Source organism: Acinetobacter schindleri (assembly GCF_010918895.1).
Lineage (GTDB): Bacteria > Pseudomonadota > Gammaproteobacteria > Pseudomonadales > Moraxellaceae > Acinetobacter > Acinetobacter schindleri.
The window spans coordinates 1,794,549-1,818,055 of the sequence record NZ_CP044483.1 but is presented as its reverse complement, the minus strand read 5'-3'; the positions used below and the strand labels follow the sequence as shown (position 1 = coordinate 1,818,055).

Here is a 23,507-nt window from a genome sequence, read left to right as displayed (position 1 = left end):
CCCTGATCTTTAATTAGATTGGGGTTTTTTATTGGATCAATTATGAAAAACCTCAAAGCTGTTGCAGAAGCGATGACTTGGCTTGGCACACCATACCATCACCAAGGTCGTGTCAAAGGTGTAGGTGTAGATTGTGGAACTTTGATTTGTGAAGTCTACGAGAAAGTGGGCTTAATGGATCACTTAGATCCACGTCCATATCCTCCCGATTGGCATCTTCATCAAATGGGGCAAAAATATTTAGAGCACGTCAAATCAGTGTGCTTTGAAGTTGATGATCCACAGCCTGGTGACATTGTTCTTTATCATTTTGGAAAATGCATCAGTCATGGCGCAATTGTCATAGAGTGGCCAACAATCATTCACTCTTATATCAACCACGGCGTCATCCTGCAGGATGGCACAAAAGGAAGTTTAGCCCGGCGAATTGCCGGGTTTTTTCGTATGAAGCGACTAAAAGAGTAAACACTATGGGTGGAGTTTTTGGGGGTAGTAGCACGGTCAGTGTTACAGACAAACGTATTAACTCGATGCGGATTCAACAGTCAGCGTACGGTCTTTGTCAGCCTTTGGTATATGGTAAAAATCGTGTAGCTGCTAATATGTTCTGGTATGGTGACTTCCTGGCAACGGCGCATACCACAACAAAAAAATCAGGTGGTAAAGGTGGTGGGTCAGTTAAAACAAAAACTACTACTTACACATACAGTGCTTCAATGATGCTTGGACTTTGTGAAAACAAGATTCGAGATATTGGCACGATCTGGCGTGACAAAGAGCAGATCGTCACAAAAGCAATTAATGGTATTCAGATCAAGCCGATTGATCAGCTGGGCTTTGAATTGTTCGATGGCGACTATAATCCTGTATGGGGTTATTTAGTCTCTAAGCATCCAAATCAGGCATTGCATTATCCTTATTTAGGATATGTTGCATGTGCTAATTATGAGTTGGGAGCCAGCGCAGCATTATCGAATCACAATTTTGAAGTAATCAGCGATATTACGTTTCAATCTAAAAACCTGTTCAAAAGTGATGCGGTGCGCCACAACAAAACTGTTGCAGCCAACGGTGTGATTTCATATACCGGTCATGGGTGTACAAACTTTCTGCCAGTTATACCAGGTAAAAAATACACGCTGAGTGGACGTCGAACACGTTATTACTATGCGTTTTTTAGTGATGCGCAGGATTCGGCTGTTATCTCGAGTACATTGGCAACCAATTCATCAATGCCTCTGACGATTACTGTGCCTGCAGGTGCCAAATATGTCGTATTTGATCTGTATCAATCGAGCAGTATGGATTATTCAAACATTCAGTTTGAAAAGGGTGAAGTTGCAACCAGCTATTCAAGCTATTCAGGATCAAAGCCTGATGCAAATCCAGCAGATGTGATTGAAGACTACGTGACCAATCCACGTTATGGTGCTGCACCTAACCTAGATATGGTCAATTTGACTGAGTTTCGTGATTATTGTGCTGCGACAGGCTTATTGATTAGTCCAGTTTTTACTGAACAACGCCCAGCACATGAAACCATTGCAGAGATCGTGGAAGCTGTAAATTGCGCCGTGGTACCAAGTCCAGAAGGCTTAAAGATCCGTTCTTTTGGTGATAGTGCAGTCACTGGTAATGGTTCAACCTATGTACCCAATTTAACACCGGTTTATCACTTAACCGATGATGATTTTATGAGTCGGGATGAACCGGTACTGGTGCGCCGTAGTCGTGATACTGATGCGTTTAATCATGTACAGATCGAATATGCCAACCGCTTTAATCAGTACAATGTTGAGACAGTAGAAGCGAAAGACCAAGCAAATATCGAAATGTTTGGTCTACGCACTCAGGATCCAGTCAAGTATGACTTTTTCTGTGAGCCTAATATCGCACGTCATGCAGCTCAGTTGCTGTTACAGCGCCGTTTGTATGTTCGTAATGAATATGAGTTCCAGCTTGGTTGGAAATACTGTTTGCTTGAACCCATGGACATTGTGACCATTACTGATGAATCACTTGGTCTGGATCAATTCCCTGTACGTATTACACGTGTAGAGGAAGATGAAGACGGATTGCTGACGATTACAGCTGAAGAGCTGGCAGTCGGTTCACGCTCCGCAGTTGAGTACGATCTTCAATCTTCGAATGGTTATCAGGGTGGTAATGAAGAACCAGGTAATGTGAATGCACCTGTCATTTTTGAACCACCGCTTGACCTCACTGGGGGTAAAAATCAGCTTTGGATTGCGGCATCTGGTGGCTTGAATTGGGGCGGTTGTACCGTATGGGTAAGTTTAGACAACGAGACTTATGAAGCCATAGGTACGATCTATGGATCAGCGCGTTACGGTACTTTGGTATCTGCAATCAATGCTAGCGCATCTTCAATGCAAGTTCAACTGAATACCTCTAGTCAGTTATTCAGCGGAACATTGGAAGAGGCACAAGTGGATGCAACACTTTGCCGAGTCGGTGAAGAGTTCTTTAGTTATGTGAATGCCAACCTTGATGGTTCGGGTTTATATACATTAAGTAGTGCATTGCGTGGTCGCTATGGCCAAGCTATAGCGCATAACGCTGGTGAACCTTTTGTTCGTATCGATCGTGCGATCTTTGAGTATGAATTTAATCCAAACATGATTGGTAAGCAGATTTATCTGAAGTTTACGAGTTTCAATGGATTAGAACAAAAAGAAGAAACTCTGGATGAAGTAGCAGCTTACGATTACACCGTAACGGGTGGTACACCGCCATCCGTGAAAGGTTTATCTCTTCAATCTGCTTTCGTGAGTACTAGCTTTAAGGTTCAGTGGCAAGCGACAGCTGGTGCAACTGGATATGTGGTTCAAATCCGTTCAGGTGGTGTATTACTGCGTGAAGTTCAAACCACGAATACAGACTATTCATACAGCATGGAAGAGGCGAAGATTGACGGCATTCAACGTGCCTACACAGTTCGCGTTGCAAGTAAGAATGGTTCGCTTATTAGTGGCTTTAGTGAGTTAAATATCAGCAATGCAGCGCCACCTGCTTTGACCAGTGTTTATACCTCGGCGGCAGAGACATCAATCACAGTGACGTGGATTCCAAGTGAAGTACCAGACTTAAAAGACTATCAAGTCTGGATTAGTACGACACAAGGATTTGATCCTGAAACGACTGCTGCACGTTGGACTGGTACCGAGAATGCTTGCATGATCACCGGTCTAAGTTCGACCACAATTTACTATATTCGTGTGGCTGCACGTGACGTGTGGAAACAGACGTCATGGAACTACTCAGCAGAGCTTACTCAAGTCACGGCTGATGGATAATACAAACCAAAATCAGGGCACCTTCGGGTGCTTTTTTATTGCCAAAAAAATAGGGGGCACAATGTCGAATGCGACACAAATGGTGGATGCTTCAGGGCCTGTAGCGACGACAGCAGGCACAGGCATCACAATTATTTCCTGGCTTGCGACTTGGGACTGGGGTTTTTTGATTGGTGTTTTGATTGGTTTAGCTGGTCTTGGAATCAGTTTTGCAAATTACTTATCAAATAAGCAATTTCAAAAACGTAAAGATCAACGTGAACAAGAAGAACATGAACTGAAAATTGCAAAATTGCGAGGGCAATGTGATGCAAAACAAGACTAAATTATTTGTCGCTGGTTCAACAGTTGCTGCCGCTTTATTAAGCGGCATTTTTATAACTGGTCCTAGTGAACAGCAAGTTCAAGCGACAGCACAAAAAGAAGGGTATACAGCAAAACCCGTTATTCCAGTGAAAGGGGATGTGCCAACAATTGGCCACGGTACCACTGTCTATCCAAACGGTGTGCGAGTCAAGATGACAGATCCTGCGATTGATCGTAAGACCGCGCTTCAATATTTGAAGCTTCACATGGATAAAGATGCGCAACGGTTCAATAAAACCATTTTGAACGTACCAATTTCACAGGATGAATACGATCTATATTTAGATTTCACATATCAATATGGTACCGCAAACTGGTCCAGCTCATCGATGTTGCGCAACCTTAAAGCCAAAAAATATAAAGCTGCCTGTGATTCATTACTCAAATGGAAATACGTTGCAAAGCGTGACTGTTCGATTCGTTCAAATAACTGTTATGGCGTTTGGACTCGACAACTTGAACGTCATAGTAAATGTATGGGGGCACAATGAAAGAAATAATAACAGGATTTATCACAAAGTTTTATGAAGCCGTCATCATTGCATTGGCGGCTTTTTTATTACTTGCGCTCATTGGCTTTGGAATTCAGACATGGCGAGTTTCCAGCTGGCAAGATGACTACGCACTACTTGACTCAAAATATCAAACTGATCTGGCCAAGGCTGAGGCATTAACCGAAAAAGCGAAAGCTGAAGCAATCGCCAAAGAAAAACAATGGTCTGAAAAGCTATTCAAAGCGGAGATTCAACATCGTGAAGATATCAAACAAATTATTGCTGATAGCAATAGCGCTAAGTCCGCTATTGATCGGCTGTCAAAGCAAATCGATACTGCCTCAAGTCGTATGTCCACAGCTACCCGAGAAACCATCATTGAGTACGCCAGTGCCAGCGGTGTCGTACTCGAAAAATGCGTCAATGAATATCGAACAGTGGCGCAACGAGCTGATGAACACGCAGCTGATGCAAAACAATTAAGTGACGCATGGCCATAATAAAAAGTCCCTCTATAAAATAGAGGGACTTTTTATGGATTTTTATAAAAATCTATCTGCCTATCAGATCTAACTTTCCATCATTATTTATAAATAAATTATGAGGATTTAAGGTATTTAAGTCGGTTAATAAAAGATGATTTGATAAATATTCAGAAGGTTTAATAGTTGTTGATATTAAAGGGAATATAAAAGTCATATCTTTATTGTTGTAAAGATATGTTATATGCGAGGCTAACTGAATATAATCTTGATCATTTTCCTTTAAAATTTTTATAAAAGAAAAAGAATTAAAATTTTCATCTATTCGATACTCAGTTCCATTCATTAATAGTAAAACACAGAGAATTATTTTACTTGATCTTTCCATAAAAAGAGCGTCATCTACCTCAAATTTATTTTCTCTTAAAGTAGACATCATCTCATTTATTATTTGATCCCCTGTGAATGCAGGCTCAACCATTAGCATCAAAAGCATATGATCTACAATGGCTTTTAAGGTGCCTTTTAAAGTTCCTTTTAATTTATATGTATCTGTACCTTTAATCTTTTGAAATGCATTATTAAATTTACTTTCAAATTGCGTATATGAGCATTTAAATTTATTATTAAAATGATCCTTTTCCAAGGTTGCATTGAATTTTATTTTATTAATAACATAGGCTGGTATAGGTTTATTAAAATCTAAAGGATCTTTCTGATCTAAACAGTGCTTAATAAGAAATATAATACTGCTAAAAAAACCATTCATATGGAAAAATGTTTGGCCCTTATCACGGTATTCATTGTGAGCAGCAAAATGTGCAATTTCCTGAAAAATACTTCCGTATTTAGAATGTTCTCTTAATTTTATTAAAAGAAAATCAATATCTAATGATGAAAATGTATTATTATAAATTTTAAATAAAACATCCTGAACCTTTTTTCTTTCCGCAAGTTTATTTAAGTTCTTCATAAGTTAGGTTGATTCCAGTTATATAATGGTTGAGATCAATTTTTTAAAACCTTTTTAAGGTCTGCTTTTCATTAATAGAATACTGCCCAAAGCTATCCATCCAACCTTGAATAGAATTATCCCATAAATATGTACGTGTCTTTAATTTCTTCACAATCGTGAGGTCTTTAACCGCAAAATGCGTACTTCCTTCGGGCAGTTCATTCCAGTCTACTTTTCCATTCTCAATAAACCAATCTTCCCAAGCTAATTGGATATCATCAGCCACAAAACGATTATTTTCATTATCCCAAGCAAATGGATTGTTGCTATTCAGCTTATTCACATGCAGGCGTTTAAAATATTTATTGTTCTGGTGAATCTCAATGAATACATCCAAATGCTTTTTAATGAAATCAAAATCAACATTAATTACGCCGTCATCTTCAAAAGCATCGTTTTTATCAACCAATGCCATGTAGCGTTGTTTCTTACTCCATTCCTTGTAATAACTATTATAGTTTTCTTCAGCAACACGGATCGCTTCCTCAAACTCCAATCGTGTACCACGTTTTTTTAGGTTCACGTACCGCTTTAAGGTATTCCAAGACTCATGCAGAGTAATGGTCTGTAACTGAGGAATGGTAAAACCATCTTCTGCATAGCGAGTAGCAGCTTCATGGCGCAAGTCATGGAATCTTAAGTCAGTGATACCGCATGCATTACACGCCCGGGTGAAGTAAGTCGAAACAGTTGCAGTATTCACCGGTATTAAAATGTTTTTGTCATAACCTAAGGCAAGCATACGTTCACGGACATCTGGCTTCATGAACTCATCAATCATATGGATGGCCCTTGGTTCCATGTGAGCATATTTATGATTGCCCAAAGATCCGTTTGGATTCTTAGCATCTCGCACGAGCCATTGGCTATTCAGGTCGTCAAAGTCATCCAGACGCAATGAGCACAATTCATCTTCGCGGCGTGCGGTGTATACAGCAAACCACATGATCAGGTGCATGGGGGTAGAGTTTTTGACACGCTTCCAACTTTTATAGAAATAGTTGGTCAGCATTTGAAGTTCTTCAGCCGTAGGCAAACGATCACGCTGTTTGGATCTGGTCACGATACGAGACTTTTGCAAACCGATCATGGCTTTTTCAAACTCGACTAAGACATTTTCTAAAGGCTCACCCCAAACAAATTCAGCATGCACGATCACAGCTTTAATATGACTAAGGTCCTTTAACACTGTGGCTGGTGCAACGCCGTCGGTACCTTTAACTGGATCACCTCTACGGCGCATAATTGCGTAATCGGAAAAGTCTTGTCGTGTTAAGGAATAGATATTCTTTTCAGAAATATCTAAACTAGCGATATGCTGTAGAGCTGCTGTTTTAGTTCGAGCAAAGCTGTCCGCTTCATCTAAATACTGATTGATGAATTCTCTCAGAGTTTTGTGCTTAAGTTGCACCTCAGGGTTCAACATTTTTTCAGGGTGCAATTCAATTTCTGCTTCTGTGCGTTTAATCCAATCCTCAGCTAGTGATTTCTTGCTGAAAGTCTTGGATTGCTTGAATTCAGGATAGCCTTGACGTTGTACACGGACCTGAGCTCTATACCGAGTTGTACCGTCTTTTGTTTGTCGCTTAGTGACCGTACCCATGAATTTGCACCATAAAAATGTTGTGGTGCAAGTAGGGTGCAACTAAAGTGCCTAAGAAGTCAATACGGAGCGACTAAACGAAGTTAAACGAGGTTAAAGATTTTGAGTAAAAACAATGTAATTGAAGAATTGTTTGGAAGATCAATAGATAAGAAACTTTGGGTGGCTCCCATGGCAGGCGTGACAGACCGTCCGTTCCGTACACTATGCAAATATTTTGGTGCAGGTCATGCTGTTAGTGAAATGATGACTTCAGACAAAACCCTGCGCATGAGTAAGAAAAGTTTGTACCGTGCTAATTTCGATGGCGAACTGGCACCAATTTCTGCACAAATTGCCGGTTCAGATCCGCGTGATCTGGCAGAAGCGGCACGGTATCAGGTTGCGAACGGCGCACAAATTGTTGATATTAATATGGGTTGCCCAGCTAAAAAAGTCTGTAACAAGCTGGCTGGTTCGGCATTACTGCAAGATGAAGATCTGGTTGCACGTATTCTGGATGCCGTTGTTGCTGCAGTTGATGTCCCCGTGACTTTAAAAACCCGTCTGGGTTATTTAAATGGTCAGGAAAATATCATGCGTGTGGCCAAGCGGGCAGAAGAAGCCGGTATTGCGGCCTTGGCATTACATGGCCGTACCCGCGAAGATATGTATTTAAACACAGCGCGCTATTCACTGATTAAAGATGTGAAGGAGATATTGAATATTCCCGTGATTGCAAACGGAGATATCGACAGTCCAGAAAAGGCCAAATATGTACTGGATTATACCGGTGCCGATGCGGTGATGATTGGACGTGCAGCGCAGGGACGTCCATGGATTTTTCGTGAAATCGCACATTATTTAAAGACTGGAGAACAGCTGGCTGCACCAAGTATTGCCGAAGTTAAAGAGGTTTTACTGGGTCACTTGGCTGAACTGTATGAATTTTACGGTGAATATTCTGGCTGCCGAATTTCCCGTAAGCATATTGCTTGGTATACCAAAGGTCTCCGTTCCAGCAATGAGTTTCGTCAGAATATGTATAAGGTGGAAAGTACCGCAGATCAATATAAAGTGGTAGAAGCCTACTTCAATAATCTGCTGGAGCATGGTCAGATCATGAGTGATGTGCAGGTCGAACAGGTGAATCTTCTGGAAACAACCTGATTTTCCGCATTACCTGAAATGAATTCCTTCTTAAGGTACTGTCGTTTAAACAGTACCTTTTTTATATCTATGTTATGCAATACAGCAGGCGTTTACATGATGGAAATACCTGTACAGAGTTAAGTACTAACTTCACTAAAACCGGACAGGACTTGGACAGTATTAACCTGAATTTTCTCTATGATAAAGGACATGTGCAAGATGAATTTCAATTTTGTCTAAATAAAATCAAGGGAGAATCAGAATGACAAATATTAATCGTCCAGTTTCAGAGATTAATCCAACTACTCAAACCGATCTGGTTGAGGACAATAACGCAATAAAACATGAAGAAGTTGTGAAAATGGATCCTTCAATCGCACAAGGTACTGATCCTAATTTAAATCCAGCAGATACTACAAGAACCCTTGATCCAGATGAGAAAAAGGCTGAAACTGGAGATCAGGCATTGGCAACCGGTGCCGGAAGTGTGGGTGGAGCGGCCATTGGCGCAACACTTGGTATGGTGGGTGGACCAGGAGGCTCCTTGATTGGCGGAGTTGTTGGCGGCGTACTTGGCGGAATCGCAGGTAAGGATATTTCAACACCAGATCATCCAGACCATGGTATTGAAAATTCGAGTCTATTAGGAGACCATGACAAGTACTGGCGCGAAGAGTATCAAAGCAGACCCTATTATAGTGAAAGCCGCAATGTGCATGGGGATCTGGACTATGATCGTGATTATCGCGGGGCTTACCAACTCGGTTATGAAAATCGTGAACATTACAATGGTAAAGAATTTAATGAAGCTGAACCTGACTTGCGAAGCAAATGGGAGCAATTCAAAGGTGAATCTCGTTTGACCTGGGAACAGGCTAAATATGCAGTCAAAGATGCATGGGATCGCACAACTCGCTAAACCACATCTTTAGATAAAACCTCTCTACTTCGGAGAGGTTTTTTTATTGTTCTATAAATACAAATCTAACCTTTATTTGCTTTACAGTAGTCTAAATCCTTCAGATTAAGACTAGCTATTTTTAATACGTCTATTATATCCGAGGCATCTGACAGTCATCATTGAAAATGGGCAAGTGGATAATGTATTTAAAACGACTATTCATGAATAAATACAAAATTGAGGATTTCGAAAAATTATAATTACCTCGTTATAAAAACTATACTTATTTGATGTTTATTCATGCAATTTAGACATGCCTGTTACATCCGTAGTCTACAGGTACATAGCGTAGTATATATTCACTGAAACGGGACAGGACTTGGACAGTGTTAACCTGAATTTTCTCTATTATAAATAAATCAAAGACAAGATGAGATTTCCATCTTGGCTATAAAAGATCAAGGGAGATTTAGAATGACAAATACCAATCGACCAGTTTCAGATATTAACCCAGCTTCACATCGTGATTTGTCTCAAGAACGGACTGATGTATTAAGAGATGATGAAGCATTGAAAAGCAGCCCGACCATTTCAGGCAGTGCACGCCCAGATTTAAATTTACCAGATACCGAAAGCCATCGTGTTCCCGATATGAATGAAGCAGGTGATCATCCTGTGGCTACCAGTGCTGGAACCTTAGGTGGCGCTGCAGCTGGTGCGGCGATTGGAGCAGTCGGTGGTCCTGCAGGCGCAGTCGTCGGCGGCCTTGTTGGGGGAGTAGTAGGTGGTCTAGCTGGAAATGAAATGGCAGAATCAGCACGACCTACGCTAGATACACCAGAAGGTATTGCACTTTCAGGTTCAGAAAATTTACAGGACGATGATCACTACTGGCGTGAACAGCATCATCAGACGCCTTATTATAGTGAAAGCCGTAATGTCTATGGTGATCTAGACTATGATCGGGATTATCGTGGCGCATATCGCCTCGGTTATGAAAATCGTGCGCATTATGACGGTAAAGAATTTAATGAAGCTGAGCCTGATTTGCGTACCAAATGGGAACAGGTTAAAGGTGACTCCCGTCTCAATTGGGAAGAAGCCAAGTTTGCAGTGAAAGATGCATGGCATCGTGCGACTCGCTAACTTCTATTACTCATAAAAAAAACCTCTCAATATTGAGAGGTTTTTTTTATTTTAATGAGAAGAAAAACTGCTTATTCTCGATGTTTAATCTCCAGAACCAGCTGGTTAACCAGGTCCGAAGCTTCCATTTCGCGTGTTTGTGCGGCGTTTGAGCCAGCCCAGAAAGCACCATAGCCATGATCGCCATGTTGAACGGCTGCTGCATGTAATTGCTTGGCCAGGTCATAAGTATATGGATAGGCTGGTACATCTAGACGATCCGGGGTGTCGATATCAGTATGCCAATGATTGATAATGCCACGCGCAGGACGACCAGAAATGCTTGCAGTCACTTGAGTCAATGGTTTAGATAACAAGGCTTTACGATAGGCTTCATTGGCATTAGAGGTTTTGCACTGTACAAATGCCGTTCCCAGCTGAACGGCTTCAGCACCAAACTCCAGCATCTGTCGTGCCTGATAGCCGTCCATAATGCCCCCAGCGGCTACAATAGGCAAGGAGCAATACTGTTTAATCAGCTTGATTAAATTCGAAGTTTTGACTGAGGCATCAAATTTGGTGCTGAAAATTCCACGGTGCCCACCTGCTTCAATACCTTGAGCAATCACCACATCAATGCCAGCAGCCTCGATCGCACGTGCTTCAGCCAGATTGGTCGCAGAAACCATGGTGATAATTCCAGCCTCTTTAAGTGCTTGAACCTGATGCGAATGCGGAATACCGAAGTGAAAACTCACCGCTTTTGGACGTGTTTCCAGAACCAGATTCAGGAAATCATCATTGTCCCTAAAGCTTGGATAAATGCATTTCAAGGTTTTGGGTGGTTCTATACCAAACTGGGCAAATTTATCCTTGAACTGATCAATCCAGGCTTGAGCGACAGTGTCATCTAAGTTTTCAGTTTTATGGCAGAAAAAATTGACTTGAAAAGGCTGATCGGTTAGCTCCTGAGTTTTAAGAATCTGTTCACGCGCAGACTGTACGCTACTGGCACCTAATCCTAATGAACCCAAAGCACATTGATTAGAGACTTCAGCGGCCAGCTCAGGTGTGGAGACACCGGCCATGGGTGCTAACAGAATTGGGTGTTTAATGCCTAATTTTTCCAATAAAGACATGGCTTTGCTCCTTGTTATCACCTTACTGTGCCTTCGCCTTAAAAATTAAGCAAATCATATTGGTTATTTTATTTTGAAATATTCGACTATAGTTACATAAGCATTACATTTGCGGCGACACTCATTGTCGCTGTACTGATCGATTGCATAGTAGGTGAAATTCTGCAGTTTTATAATGCTGTTTTAGTTAAATTTTCCTGAACTCATGTCTGATCGTATACGTGAAAAACTACAGATTCTCGCTGATGCTGCCAAATATGATGTGTCCTGTTCATCTAGCGGCAGTAATCGAAAGAATAAAGATAAAGGTCTAGGCAATACCGGCAACGGGATCTGTCATAGCTATACTGAAGATGGCCGTTGTGTTTCCTTGCTAAAAATCCTGTTTTCCAATGTCTGTATTTATGACTGCTCGTATTGCGTTTCACGCCGTTCCAATGATGTAAAACGGGCCGCTTTTACCGTGCAGGAAGTGGTTGATCTGACCATGAACTTCTATCGTCGTAATTATATTGAAGGGCTGTTCTTGAGTTCAGGTATCTTTAAGTCTGCCGATTACACCATGGAGCGTATGCTGCAGGTAGTCAAGAAACTGCGGCTGGAAGAAAACTTTAATGGTTATATTCACCTTAAGACCATTCCGGGAGCTTCGCAGGAAATTATTACTGAAGCAGGTCTGTATGTGGACCGGATGAGTATCAATCTGGAAATGCCCACAGAAGATGGATTACGAAAATTTGCCCCAGAGAAAACTCATGCTGAAGTACAAAAAGATCTGGGCATTGTGCGTGATCGTCTGATTCAGATTAAAGACGAAAGTAAAATTATCAAGGCTGTACCCAAATTTGTACCGGCAGGCCAGACTACACAAATGGTGGTTGGGGCGCATAGTGAAACGGATCGTGATGTCATTTTGATGGCGGATCGGCATTACAAGGAATTTAAGCTAAAGCGTGTGTATTTTTCCGGTTATATCCCGATTAATGCTGAAGAAAAAGCACTACCGGCCGTGGGTTCAGCGCCACCATTATTACGTGAAAACCGGCTGTATCAATCTGACTGGTTAATGCGTTTTTATGGTTTTGATGCTGAAGAAATTGTCGATGATCAGCATCCGAATCTGGAACTGGATATTGATCCGAAGCTCAGCTGGGCATTACGTCATCCGGAAGCCTTTCCAGTCGATATTAACCGAGCCGAATATAAAATGATTCTGCGAGTACCGGGAATCGGAGTGCGTTCAGCCAAAAAAATCGTTCAGGCGCGCCGTTTTGGTCAGATTCATATTGATCAGCTGAAACGTATGGGGGTAGCTTATAACCGTGCGCAGCATTTTATCCACTGCGCCGATACACCAAAATTTAAAAAAGAACAGCAATCACAACAGATTCGGCAGCAGATATTGCAGTCGGGTTATTCAAAATATCAGCAGCAACTTTCACCTCAACTGGGATTAGGGTTCTGATGGCCTGTTACTATTTTGATGGCACAATGACAGGACTATTGAGCTGCGTATTTCGTGCTTTTGAATTTCGTGAATTTGAGGTCAGAATTACTGCCAATCCGCATGCACAAAATGGTCTGTTTGATGATTTTATTCATGTGGCGTCCAATGATGCGCATGGCCAGCGTGTCTGGCAAGGCTTAAAACAGAAAGTTGGTTCAGGCAGCTTGAGGGCTTTTTACTATACCTTTTTGGCGGAGCAAGAACAGGCTTTCCAGGTCCTGTTTGACTTTGCAGTATATGTTTTTCAGAGTCAGCGGCCAGTGGATCAAGACTATGGTCATGCTGCGGTATTGGGCATGTCACAATGGGCAAAACAGGTGGGACGTGAAAAGCACCGGATGGAAGCTTTTGTGCGTTTCAAAAAATGTCAGGATGGTTTGTTCTTAAGTTTGATCAAGCCAGATTTTAATGTGCTACCGATTATTAGCAAACACTTCAAGGAACGTTACCAGGATCAGACCTGGCTGATTTATGATGAACAGCGCAAATATGGTATCTACTATGATTTAAAAAAATTACATCAGGTAGAAATGAATGCCGTACAGATAGATCCACAAGTCCGGCTTGGACATAGTCAGTCTTTCAGCGTTGAACTGGATGATGAGGAATTACTCTATGACCAGCTTTGGAAAGACTATTTTCATAGTGTGAATATTCAGGCACGTAAGAATATGAAGCTGCATATTCAATATGTGCCTAAACGCTATTGGCGATATATGAATGAAAAAGCACTTTGAAACACATGCTTTAGCATTTTCAGGCATAATCAGAACGTTATTGTTTTTTGATTGAGTGATGTGTTTATGAAGGTATGGCTGAGTACATTGGCGCTAGGCTTGACGTTGACTGCATGTTCGCAAGAACCCGAAAAGGTTGAGGTCGACCCCGCTCAGTATCAGGTTAAAAATGCTCAGGAATTACAGCAACGCTTTGATACCCTCAATCAAAAACTGGCAACTGACTTTAGCCAGTTTAAGAAAGTCGAAAGTATTGCCTTTGCGCATCAGTTCCCTTTAGATGTAAATAACCTGAGAACCTTGAATCAGCATCTGGTCGCAAGCACAGCACTTAAGTCCAGTAAAATGGCCTATTGCGATATGATGAATGGCTATTTTGCCGAGATGTATCGACTGGGGCATTACAATCTTAATTTAGTGAATGATATTCAGCTGCCAAATACAGAAAAAGAAGATCTTAAAGCGAATTTCTCAACGGCTGATCAGTTCTATACCTTTATTCTGGATCGCTATACCAGCTATCGTCAGGTACAACAAACCATGAACTATGGTTGTAATCTAAAAGTGGCACTATAAATTTTTAAAATTATTCAGTGCATAAAAGAAGCCCATCATCAGATGGGCTTCTTTTATGTTGGAGTATTAACAGCCGGTTAGTTTTTCTGGCTGAGGTTTTTCGCCCGGGAAGAAAATCGGACGGAGTTTTACCCCAATACCATTCCCCACAAAGGCAAATACCAGCCATAACCAACCATGTACACTGCCTGAAGCAATACCACTGAAGTATGCGCCAATGTTACAGCCATAAGCCAAACGTGCGCCGTAGCCAAGCATCAAGCCACCAATGACAGCTGCCAGTAATGAACGTTTTGGAATATTGAAATTCGGTGCAAATTTACCTGCCAGACTTGCAGCAAGCAGGGCGCCAAGCATGATGCCAAAGTTCATCATCGACGTGATGTCAAACCATAGTGATTCTGATAATGCTTTAGCATTGCCTGGTTGCTGCCAATATGCCCAAGAAGCAGCATCTACACCTACGAAACTTGCCGATTTCGCTGCCCAAACGGCAAGGGCAGAAGTTACCCCCCCATGGACGTCCAGCCAGTGCCAAAGTCGCAAAGTTAAGCAGGGTTAAAATGATACCGCCCCAGATCAATGGCCATGGACCACGAAGAAAGCGTTTCCAACCTTGATACTGGCTTTGTGGTTCAGCTTCCAGACTGCCATGGCGTTTCTTTTCGAGAAACACAGTCGCAGCGGCAATAACTGCAAATACTAGAAAGCTGAGTAACAGTGCAGGCACTACCCCGAAGCTTTTCACAATCGAAATTGGTGCCAGATGTGGCAGATTAAACCACCAGTCGAGATGAGACGTTGCAATCAGCGAACCTGCACAGAAGAAGAACAGAGTTACCAGCATACGCGCACTACCACCACCAACGGTATAGAGCGTACCTGATGCACAGCCGCCACCGAGCTGCATACCAATACCGAAAATAAAGGCACCAATCATGACTGACATGGAAACGGGATTAACATTACCTTTGACAGGATTACCGAACAGCTCACCAGCACCAAGGGCGGGAAAGAAAAGCAATACTGCCAGAGCGAGCATAATCATTTGCGCGCGTAACCCACGACCGCGACGTTCCTTGATAAACACACGCCAGCTAGAAGTGAAACCAAAAGAGGCATGGTACAGGGTCATGCCCAAGGCACCACCGACCAGGAATAAAAGCGCCTGATTCAGCCCTACGATTTGATAGGCACCGACTGTACCTAAAGCAAGTAAAATAAATGATACCCAAACTGATATATTAGAGCGGTTTGAGGATGCAGCAATCACTGACATAGGAGAGATAAAATATCAAAAAATAAAGTGTGTCATTTTACAGGCCTGTTTTTTCAAAGCGAGTCCAAAACCTAGAATTTACATTCCAATATCTGATTCTTCATATCAATTTAATTTATATTAAATCAGATTGATGTGAAAGAGCGAGATATTCCAGTAAAGGAACAACATGGCAGCGATACGAACAAAGGGAATATATTAACTGGCACTTAGCTTTGACGTCTTGGTAAAATAAGCTGGTAATCGCGTCTAAAATTGTCAGTGAAAACATACCTACAATTATTGCGGCAGCTGAGATCAGTTGCTTAAGCCTGAGCAAGATTTAAGACGTGGGAAATAATGTTCTTAGAGAAAAGACAAGGGGAGCTGATCTGCTAGCCTCTAAAGACTTAGCGAAAATATTGACATGAATACTAATCTTATCCTAAGCATAGCCCGGGGCTTCAATGCATAATAGTCCAGCTATATTGCAAATTCACGCCAGTTCTTGAGTAATCACACATAATATAAATCCAGATCAATTGGCTGAGTCCGGCTGCAGGATTCACTTTTCCAGGTATCAAATCTGAAAAGATAGATGAGAGAATAAAAAAGCCTGCAAAATGCAGGCTTTTTAAGGCACTGGAGCCTTGAAAAAGAATTAATTAACCAGAATTAATTTTCAGCTTCTTGGCGTACTTTTGCTGCGCCTTCTTCAACTGAACCTGCAACAGAGGCTGTTGCATCTTTGGCTGCTTCTTTAGCACGTTGGGCTGCAGCTTCAGCACTTGCAGCTGCTCTATCTGTTGCTTCCGCCGTATTTGCCGCTGCATTATCCAGAGCTTGGTCGGTTTCAGCTGCAGCTTCGCGGCTCGCATCTTCCATATCATGACCTGCCTGTTCCGCAGCATTCTCCAGGTGCTCACCTGTACTTGCGCCAGTTTCAGGTTGTTTTTCCTTGCTACAGCCTACAAGTGCCACAGTTGTCGCCAAACCTAAAGCAATAAGAAGTTTATTCATTGTGTTATATCCTTTTGTTGTCATAGATCACTGATATAAAAATATTATCGGAATCACGTGCTTCAGAATGCTACAAAATGTGGCGTTCGTGTAAATGTTGTCAACCATTTTATAAACTATTGAAAACAAAAAAGCCTGCTCGAAGGCAGGCTTTTTAAGCAAGAAAAATTACAGACCAGCAGAAGCACGTAATGCTTCAACCTTATCTGTTTTTTCCCAGGTAAATGCAGTATCTGAACCTTCACGACCGAAGTGACCATAAGCTGCTGTTTGCTTATACATTGGCTGGATCAGGTTTAGCATACGGGTAATACCATATGGACGCAGATCGAAGTGCTCACGAACCAATTGAACGATCAACTCGTCAGATACTTTACCGGTATTAAAGGTATTGATTGAAATAGAAGTTGGCTCAGCCACACCAATTGCATAAGACACCTGAATTTCACATTTATCAGCAAGTCCAGCAGCAACGATATTTTTCGCTACATAACGACCTGCATAAGCAGCAGAACGGTCAACTTTCGATGGATCTTTACCAGAGAATGCACCACCACCATGACGCGCCATACCACCGTAAGTATCTACAATAATTTTACGGCCAGTCAGACCACAGTCACCTACAGGACCACCGATTACGAACATACCGGTCGGGTTGATGTGGAATTTGGTTTCTGCATGGAACATTTCAGCTGGAATGATTTTCTTCACGATTTCTTCAATCACAGCTTCTTTTAGGTTCGCTTGTGAAATTTCAGGATCATGTTGAGTTGAAAGGACCACTGCATCTAAACGTACCGGCATGCCATTTTCATAAGCGAAAGTTACCTGGCTTTTCGCATCTGGGCGTAACCATGGCAATGAGCCATTACGACGTAATTCAGCCTGCTTTTCCATTAGGCGGTGTGCATAAGAAATTGGCGCAGGCATTAATACGTCAGTTTCACGGCTGGCATAACCAAACATCAGGCCCTGGTCACCGGCACCTTGATCTTCTGGCTTTTGACGGTCTACACCCTGGGCAATTTCAGGGGATTGTTTACCGATCATGTTGATCACGGCACAGGTTGAACCATCAAAGCCAAGATCAGAATGATGATAACCAATGCCATTTACGGTTTGACGTACGATCGCTTCAAAGTCGACGTTTGCAGTTGTTGTGATTTCACCGGCAAGTACAACCGCACCCGTTTTTACAAGCGTTTCACAAGCAACCCGCGCATATGGGTCTTCTTTTAAGATTGCATCCAAAATGGCATCACTGATTTGGTCAGCCATTTTATCTGGATGGCCTTCGCTTACAGATTCCGAGGTAAATACAGCGTACTCGCGCATAAGTCCTATCACAGTTAAATTTAAAGACCCGATATGTTACATCGTGTTGCGTCGAAGGACTAGGTTTGAACGGTAAAATTGGCTGAAATTGTTTCAATTTAATTTGTTTTTATTTGAATATTAGTATTTGAAAAACTGATATACCGCTTATATCAGTGGCTTTTGCTTATGTTTTGCTCAATAAAAATATGGCAGCTTTTTTTGGTCATTTTTTGTAGCTGCAGAGCTAGGCCTCTTATGCCTTAGATTAATTTTTCCAAAAAAGCAGCAATCTTATTGTTTGAAAATGCATTTTACTGTCGCAAACAACTCCATCAATCGTGATGATTTAAGCTAAGGTTAATGAGCTAAAAACTTTATTAATCTGATCGGCATATAATATATAGAAGAATTGCATCAAGACTTTGATCTAAAATTTATAAAACTTCATTGGATGTAAACCTAAAGACTAGGCCTTATTTACTGAAAATGAAGAAGAGGGCAAAAGGTAAAATACAGCAGCGAGCTTTAGTTTATTTTTAGTCCTGCCCATGAGGGAAATAATTTGAATCAATAAAAGTCATATATGTATATTTAAGTGGCTGACCTTTTTAAGAGAATAATAAAAATTTGATAGAAGGGAACTCGCTTGTAAAACATAAGAAAATTAGGGTTTTTATTGTGATGAAAATTGAGTATTAATCGATGCCTGTACTTAAAAGTGTAGATTAAATGTACGTTGACCAATCTAAACAACAATAAAGTGATAAATATTGTAGGCTGGTCTTTACCCCTCGCTGTTTTTTTAAGACAATATGCAGCAGTTTTGAAAGTCTTTTCATCATTTTCTATTTCTGAATTATTTGGACACTGATTTATGACAACCCCGCTTAATGAACGTCGTGTTGCAAACGCAATTCGTGTATTGGCAATGGATGCTGTGCAAAAAGCAAACTCAGGACATCCAGGTGCTCCAATGGGGATGGCAGACATCGCTGATGTGGTTTGGCGCGAATTTTTAAGCCATAACCCAACTAACCCGAATTGGGCGAACCGCGACCGTTTTGTATTGTCGAACGGTCACGGCTCAATGCTGCAATATGCACTTCTTCATTTAACGGGCTATGATCTTTCAATCGAAGATTTGAAATCATTCCGTCAATTGCATTCTAAAACTCCAGGTCATCCGGAATTGGGCTATGCACCTGGTATTGAAACCACTACTGGTCCATTAGGCCAGGGTATTGCCAATGCCGTAGGTTTTGCACTGGCTGAAAAAACGCTTGCTGCGCAATTCAACAAAGACGATATTCAAGTTGTTGATCACTTTACTTACTGCTTCCTGGGCGATGGCTGCTTGATGGAAGGTGTTTCTCACGAAGCATGTTCATTAGCGGGTACTTTGGGTCTAGGCAAGCTGATCGCTTACTATGACGACAATGGCATCTCGATTGATGGCGAAGTTGAAGGCTGGTTCTCTGACGATACAGAGCAACGTTTCAAATCTTATGGCTGGCAGGTCATCAAAGTTGATGGTCATGATGCAGATGCAATCCGTCAAGCGACTGTAGAAGCGAAAGCTGAAGCGAACAAACCAACTATCATCATGTGTAAAACAGTGATTGGTTTAGGTTCACCAAACAAACAGGGTAAAGAAGACTGTCATGGTGCACCTTTAGGTAATGATGAAATCGTATTGACTCGTGAAGCGCTTGGCTGGTCAGACGAAGCATTTGTTATTCCTGCTGAAGTTTATGCAGCATGGGATGCCAAAGAAAAAGGTTCACAAGCTGAAGCAGCCTGGAATGAAACTTTTGCCGCTTATGCAGCAAAATACCCAACTGAAGCAGCTGAATTAAAACGCCGTATTTCTGGTGATCTTCCAGCTGACTTTGTTGCAAAAGCAGATGCTTACATTGCTGAAGTAAATGCAAAAGAAGAAACGATTGCGACACGTAAAGCAAGCCAAAATACGTTGCAAGCACTTGTGCCTTCTTTGCCTGAAGTGCTTGGCGGTTCTGCTGACCTTGCAGGCTCTAACCTGACTTTATGGAAAGGTGCGCAAGGCGTACAGGACAATCCGGCAGGTAACTACGTACACTATGGCGTACGTGAGTTTGGTATGACTGCAATTGCCAATGGTGTAGCACTACACGGTGGTTTCATTCCGTATGTAGCAACATTCCTGATGTTTATGGAATATGCACGTAATGCAGTGCGTATGTCTGCTCTGATGAAACAGCGCGTAATTCATGTTTATACGCATGACTCAATCGGTCTGGGTGAAGATGGCCCAACGCACCAACCGGTTGAACAAATCGCATCTTTACGTGGTACACCAAACCTGAATACATGGCGTCCATGTGACACCGTTGAAGCAGCGATTTCCTGGAAATCAGCTTTAATGCGTTCAGAAGGCCCAACGGCATTAATCTTCTCTCGTCAAAACTTGCCATTCCAGACCCGTACTCAAGCACAAATCGAGAACGCTGCGAAAGGTGGTTATGTACTGGCTGAAGAAAAAGGCGAATTGAAAGCGATCATTATTGCAACGGGTTCAGAAGTATCTCTGGCAATGGAAGCGTATGCACAACTTGAAGGTGTACGTGTCGTCTCTATGCCATGTGCTGAAGAATTCATGAAGCAAGATGCTGCTTACCGTGAAGCAGTTCTACCTGCAGCGATTCGCGCACGTGTAGCGGTGGAAGCTGCACATGTGGATTACTGGTGGAAATTTGTAGGTCTTGACGGTCGTGTGATTGGTATGACCACTTATGGTGAATCTGCACCTGCGAAAGATCTGTTCCAGTTCTTCGGTATTACCACTGAAGCAGTTGTAGCAGCTGTAAAAGAGATTACTGCTTAATCAACTGATTAAACAGTTTTTAAAGGACGCCCCAGTTTTGGGGCGTCTTTTGTTTTTCACTTTTTAGTGTTGTTTTCATGTGGCAACCGCTAAAAAGTTCTCCCATAGTCGAAATGAAAGAGTGAGATGAACATGAGCTTGTATGAACAAATTAACGATGAAATTACTTTAATGGATGCAGGCGAACAGAAATGGATCGGGCAGGATCTGCCTCTTGAAGCAATGATGGCAGTTGAGCTGTTACTTCAGGATCTGGCGGCTGAAAAAATCATTAAAGTACGTCGTAAGAACCATGAAAAACATTCTGGTTTAAAGCAGATTGACCGTATTTTGGTGGAAAAGCTTTAAAATTGAAGACTTAAATAGCCCCACATGGGGCTTTTTTTGTACAAAAATAATCATCTGTATGAGTCATAGATATATTTTAAAAAATTGGCGTGAGTAAAATAAAAACATATCTTATCTTAATCATCAAAATAGCCTAAGCTAATTGAATCTATTTGAAATAGAAGAATCGTATAAAAATGATGATACAAGACCAGATTCAAATTGAGTCTCTAGAAAATATTACACAGCAGGAGTGGCTACCATTATGGTTGGATTACCAGAATTTTTATCAGACTCAGCTCAGTGAAGAGGTAAATCAGCATACCTGGCAAAGGCTTACTAATCTTGCATTCGGCAATATGTATGGATTCGCAGCGATTCTGAATCAGCAGGTCGTTGGCATTGTACATGTTATTCAACATGACAGCTGCTGGACTTTAACGCCGTATGCCTATTTGCAAGATCTTTATACGCATATTGATTTTCGAGGGCGGGGTGTGGCACGAGCCTTGATTGAGAAAGTATATATAGATGCCAAACAGCGTGGATGTGATCGAGTGTATTGGTTAACTCATGAGAGCAATCGACAAGCACAGCAGCTCTATGATCAGGTTGCCAAGAAAACCGGTTTTATTCAATATAAGATGACTTAATATCGACAAAGTCATCATGCTTACAATTTTACCGTTCCATGCATGCAACAAATCGTTCTATCTTTAGCGGTGCAAATAATTCTAATTAAGCTAGATTAGAACCTATTCAAAACAGAGGGTTATGATATGAAATTCAAGACATTGGCTTTGGGCCTGACTTTGGCTTCAGTAGCAACATTTTCTATGGCGAAGCCGGTTGCGTATACCATTGATCCAGGCCATACCGCGACTGTATTTAGCTGGAGTCACTTTGGTTTTTCGACACCATCTGCGAACTTTAGTGATATTCAGGGCACGATTACGGTTGATAATGAAAAGCCTGCTAACTCATCAGTAAATGTAACTATTCCGGTATCGAGTATTAATACCAATGTTAAAGCACTGGATGAGCATATTCAAAAAGCAGAATTCTTTGATGTAGAGAAATATCCAAACATCACGTTTAAAAGTACCAAGGTTCAGGCTTTAGGTAAAAACAAATATAAAATCACCGGTGATTTGACTATAAAAGGTGTAACCAAGCCAGTTGTGCTGGATGCAGTATTAAATAAACAGGCCGTTCATCCAATGACAAAACTGCAAACAATTGGCTTCAATGCGACCACGTCATTTAACCGTTCAGCTTTCAATGTTGGCGCTTATGTGCCAAATGTCGGTGATAAAATTACTGTAAACATTACCACTGAAGCATCTGTACCCGCTGCGAAAAAATAAGAAAAGACAAATTTAAAAAGCACCCTGTAGGGTGCTTTTTTATGGATGAAAATTAAGCTTTGCTAGAAATTAGTAGATAGCTAATCTGAAAGAATATGCTTTTATCATCCACTTAATTTGAAGAATAAAAATTAGCTGGTTTGAATGTGCTTGAGAAATTTTTGAAGGATGGATACCGATACAGCTTCTAAAGCAGCAGCATATTGCTGATTGTCGGCACGTAAGGCTGCAATGTCGATATTCGCGTGACGCAGCTCACAGGTATGGCCAATCAGCCATTTCTCCAGACGCTCAGCTTCCACTTCAGCATGAAATTGCAGTGCCAGAATATTGCTGCCAATCCGGAAAGCCTGATTTGGATAGACCGCAGAACTTGCCAGAAGCTCAGCCTCTGTGGGCAGGTCGAACGTATCACCATGCCAATGTAATACTTCAAGATTTTCCAGATTTTTTAGTGGATTATTCTCTACAGATGTAAGGCTAAGCTTGGACCAACCAATCTCTTTGCTATGACCTGCATACACTTTTGCTCCTAATACATGCGCAATAAGCTGTGCACCTAAACAAATTCCTAAAGTCGGCAAATTTTGCTGCAAACGAACTTTCAGTAAGTCTATTTCCTGTTGTAAGAAAGGATAGTCTTCAGTTTCATAAACGCCGATTGGACCACCTAAAATCACCGTCAGACCTGTATGTTCAAATGCCTGGGTCAGGTCATCGACCCCTGCTTCAAAATAACGTACGCGTAGGCCGAGCTGATAGAAAGTATCTTCCCACGTGCCAAGGTCTTCAAAGGCAAGATGCTGGATGGCATAGACCGTGTCTGGAAATTCGTCAAAATTAAGCATGATGGTGACTGATCAAAGAAATGATTTAATTTAACGTGAATCATATGACTTGGAAAGCTGAATGCAGCTCAATGAGCTCCTCCATTTAGCAGTGGATTGGTTGCAATTGCTTAA

General features: G+C 41.6%; 21 protein-coding genes and 1 pseudogene. 15 read left to right on the top strand and 7 right to left on the bottom strand.

The features are described 5' to 3' along the window. Positions 1-42 precede the first annotated feature (42 nt). The 5 genes from FSC11_RS08745 (at position 43) to FSC11_RS08720 (ending at position 4,677) form a co-directional block, all read left to right on the top strand. A complete protein-coding gene (locus FSC11_RS08745; protein ID WP_171521710.1) occupies positions 43-465 on the top strand; it encodes an NlpC/P60 family protein in 423 nt (140 codons plus the stop codon). A 5-nt stretch (positions 466-470) separates the two neighbouring features. Continuing rightward, a complete protein-coding gene (locus tag FSC11_RS08735) occupies positions 471-3,317 on the top strand; it encodes a phage tail protein (RefSeq protein WP_227590970.1) in 2,847 nt (948 codons plus the stop codon). A 61-nt stretch (positions 3,318-3,378) separates the two neighbouring features. After that, a complete protein-coding gene (locus FSC11_RS08730; RefSeq protein WP_163166389.1) occupies positions 3,379-3,642 on the top strand; it encodes a phage holin family protein in 264 nt (87 codons plus the stop codon). Further along, a complete protein-coding gene (locus FSC11_RS08725) occupies positions 3,626-4,174 on the top strand; it encodes a glycoside hydrolase family protein (protein ID WP_163166388.1) in 549 nt (182 codons plus the stop codon). Before FSC11_RS08730 ends, FSC11_RS08725 begins: the two co-directional genes overlap by 17 nt. After that, the gene (locus FSC11_RS08720; protein ID WP_163166387.1) at positions 4,171-4,677 is read left to right on the top strand and encodes an efflux RND transporter periplasmic adaptor subunit; all 507 of its coding nucleotides are present in this window, start codon (positions 4,171-4,173) and stop codon (positions 4,675-4,677) included. The genes FSC11_RS08725 and FSC11_RS08720 overlap by 4 nt, the downstream gene beginning before the upstream one ends. A gap of 52 nt (positions 4,678-4,729) precedes the next feature. On the opposite strand, the gene FSC11_RS08715 is transcribed toward FSC11_RS08720, so the two are convergent. Beyond that, complete coding sequence (locus tag FSC11_RS08715) at positions 4,730-5,632, bottom strand: hypothetical protein (protein WP_163166386.1); 903 nt, start codon at positions 5,630-5,632, stop codon at positions 4,730-4,732. A gap of 43 nt (positions 5,633-5,675) precedes the next feature. Then, positions 5,676-7,277 (bottom strand): tyrosine-type recombinase/integrase, encoded by a 1,602-nt coding sequence (locus tag FSC11_RS08710; RefSeq protein WP_163166385.1) that lies wholly within the window; start codon positions 7,275-7,277, stop codon positions 5,676-5,678. A 171-nt stretch (positions 7,278-7,448) separates the two neighbouring features. Here FSC11_RS08710 and dusB point away from each other — a divergent pair, with 171 nt between their 5' ends. The 3 genes from dusB (at position 7,449) to FSC11_RS08695 (ending at position 10,455) form a co-directional block, all read left to right on the top strand. Beyond that, the gene (gene dusB, locus FSC11_RS08705; protein WP_264821051.1) at positions 7,449-8,426 is read left to right on the top strand and encodes a tRNA dihydrouridine synthase DusB; all 978 of its coding nucleotides are present in this window, start codon (positions 7,449-7,451) and stop codon (positions 8,424-8,426) included. A gap of 244 nt (positions 8,427-8,670) precedes the next feature. After that, a complete protein-coding gene (locus FSC11_RS08700; protein WP_163166382.1) occupies positions 8,671-9,327 on the top strand; it encodes a hypothetical protein in 657 nt (218 codons plus the stop codon). A gap of 456 nt (positions 9,328-9,783) precedes the next feature. Beyond that, positions 9,784-10,455, top strand: a complete 672-nt coding sequence (locus tag FSC11_RS08695; protein ID WP_163166380.1) for a glycine zipper domain-containing protein — start codon at positions 9,784-9,786, stop codon at positions 10,453-10,455. 71 nt (positions 10,456-10,526) lie between these two features. Here the strand turns inward: FSC11_RS08695 and FSC11_RS08690 are convergent, their stop codons facing one another. Further along, positions 10,527-11,573, bottom strand: a complete 1,047-nt coding sequence (locus tag FSC11_RS08690; protein ID WP_163166378.1) for an NAD(P)H-dependent flavin oxidoreductase — start codon at positions 11,571-11,573, stop codon at positions 10,527-10,529. A gap of 205 nt (positions 11,574-11,778) precedes the next feature. Between FSC11_RS08690 and FSC11_RS08685 the strand changes: the two genes are divergently transcribed. From FSC11_RS08685 to FSC11_RS08675, 3 genes are all read left to right on the top strand, one after another. Continuing rightward, entirely contained in the window at positions 11,779-13,038 is a 1,260-nt protein-coding gene (locus tag FSC11_RS08685; protein WP_163166376.1) for a putative DNA modification/repair radical SAM protein, read from the top strand. Further along, a complete protein-coding gene (locus tag FSC11_RS08680) occupies positions 13,038-13,817 on the top strand; it encodes a TIGR03915 family putative DNA repair protein (protein WP_163166374.1) in 780 nt (259 codons plus the stop codon). The genes FSC11_RS08685 and FSC11_RS08680 overlap by 1 nt, the downstream gene beginning before the upstream one ends. Positions 13,818-13,883: 66 nt before the next feature. Further along, on the top strand, positions 13,884-14,393 hold the full coding sequence (locus FSC11_RS08675) for a hypothetical protein (RefSeq protein ID WP_163166372.1): 510 nt from the start codon (positions 13,884-13,886) through the stop codon (positions 14,391-14,393). Positions 14,394-14,459: 66 nt separating this feature from the next. Here FSC11_RS08675 and FSC11_RS08670 read toward each other — a convergent pair. From FSC11_RS08670 to metK, 3 genes and pseudogenes are all read right to left on the bottom strand, one after another. Further along, positions 14,460-15,672: pseudogene (locus tag FSC11_RS08670) on the bottom strand (YeeE/YedE family protein). A 654-nt stretch (positions 15,673-16,326) separates the two neighbouring features. After that, positions 16,327-16,671 (bottom strand): hypothetical protein, encoded by a 345-nt coding sequence (locus tag FSC11_RS08665; RefSeq protein WP_004894290.1) that lies wholly within the window; start codon positions 16,669-16,671, stop codon positions 16,327-16,329. Positions 16,672-16,839: 168 nt separating this feature from the next. Then, the gene (gene metK / locus FSC11_RS08660; RefSeq protein ID WP_004812553.1) at positions 16,840-18,006 is read right to left on the bottom strand and encodes a methionine adenosyltransferase; all 1,167 of its coding nucleotides are present in this window, start codon (positions 18,004-18,006) and stop codon (positions 16,840-16,842) included. An 856-nt stretch (positions 18,007-18,862) separates the two neighbouring features. On the opposite strand from metK, the gene tkt reads away from it, so the two are divergent. From tkt to FSC11_RS08640, 4 genes are all read left to right on the top strand, one after another. Then, a complete protein-coding gene (gene tkt, locus FSC11_RS08655) occupies positions 18,863-20,851 on the top strand; it encodes a transketolase (RefSeq protein WP_004894294.1) in 1,989 nt (662 codons plus the stop codon). A 132-nt stretch (positions 20,852-20,983) separates the two neighbouring features. Next, a complete protein-coding gene (locus FSC11_RS08650) occupies positions 20,984-21,199 on the top strand; it encodes a hypothetical protein (protein WP_004812556.1) in 216 nt (71 codons plus the stop codon). A gap of 176 nt (positions 21,200-21,375) precedes the next feature. Continuing rightward, positions 21,376-21,831 carry a GNAT family N-acetyltransferase gene (locus FSC11_RS08645; RefSeq protein ID WP_163166370.1) on the top strand — a complete coding sequence of 152 codons (456 nt, stop codon included), beginning with the start codon at positions 21,376-21,378 and terminating at the stop codon, positions 21,829-21,831. A 126-nt stretch (positions 21,832-21,957) separates the two neighbouring features. After that, positions 21,958-22,545, top strand: a complete 588-nt coding sequence (locus tag FSC11_RS08640) for a YceI family protein (RefSeq protein WP_004894301.1) — start codon at positions 21,958-21,960, stop codon at positions 22,543-22,545. Between the two features lie 131 nt (positions 22,546-22,676). Here the strand turns inward: FSC11_RS08640 and FSC11_RS08635 are convergent, their stop codons facing one another. Next, a complete protein-coding gene (locus FSC11_RS08635; RefSeq protein ID WP_163166368.1) occupies positions 22,677-23,393 on the bottom strand; it encodes a glutamine amidotransferase in 717 nt (238 codons plus the stop codon). Between the last annotated feature and the right edge of the window lie 114 nt (positions 23,394-23,507).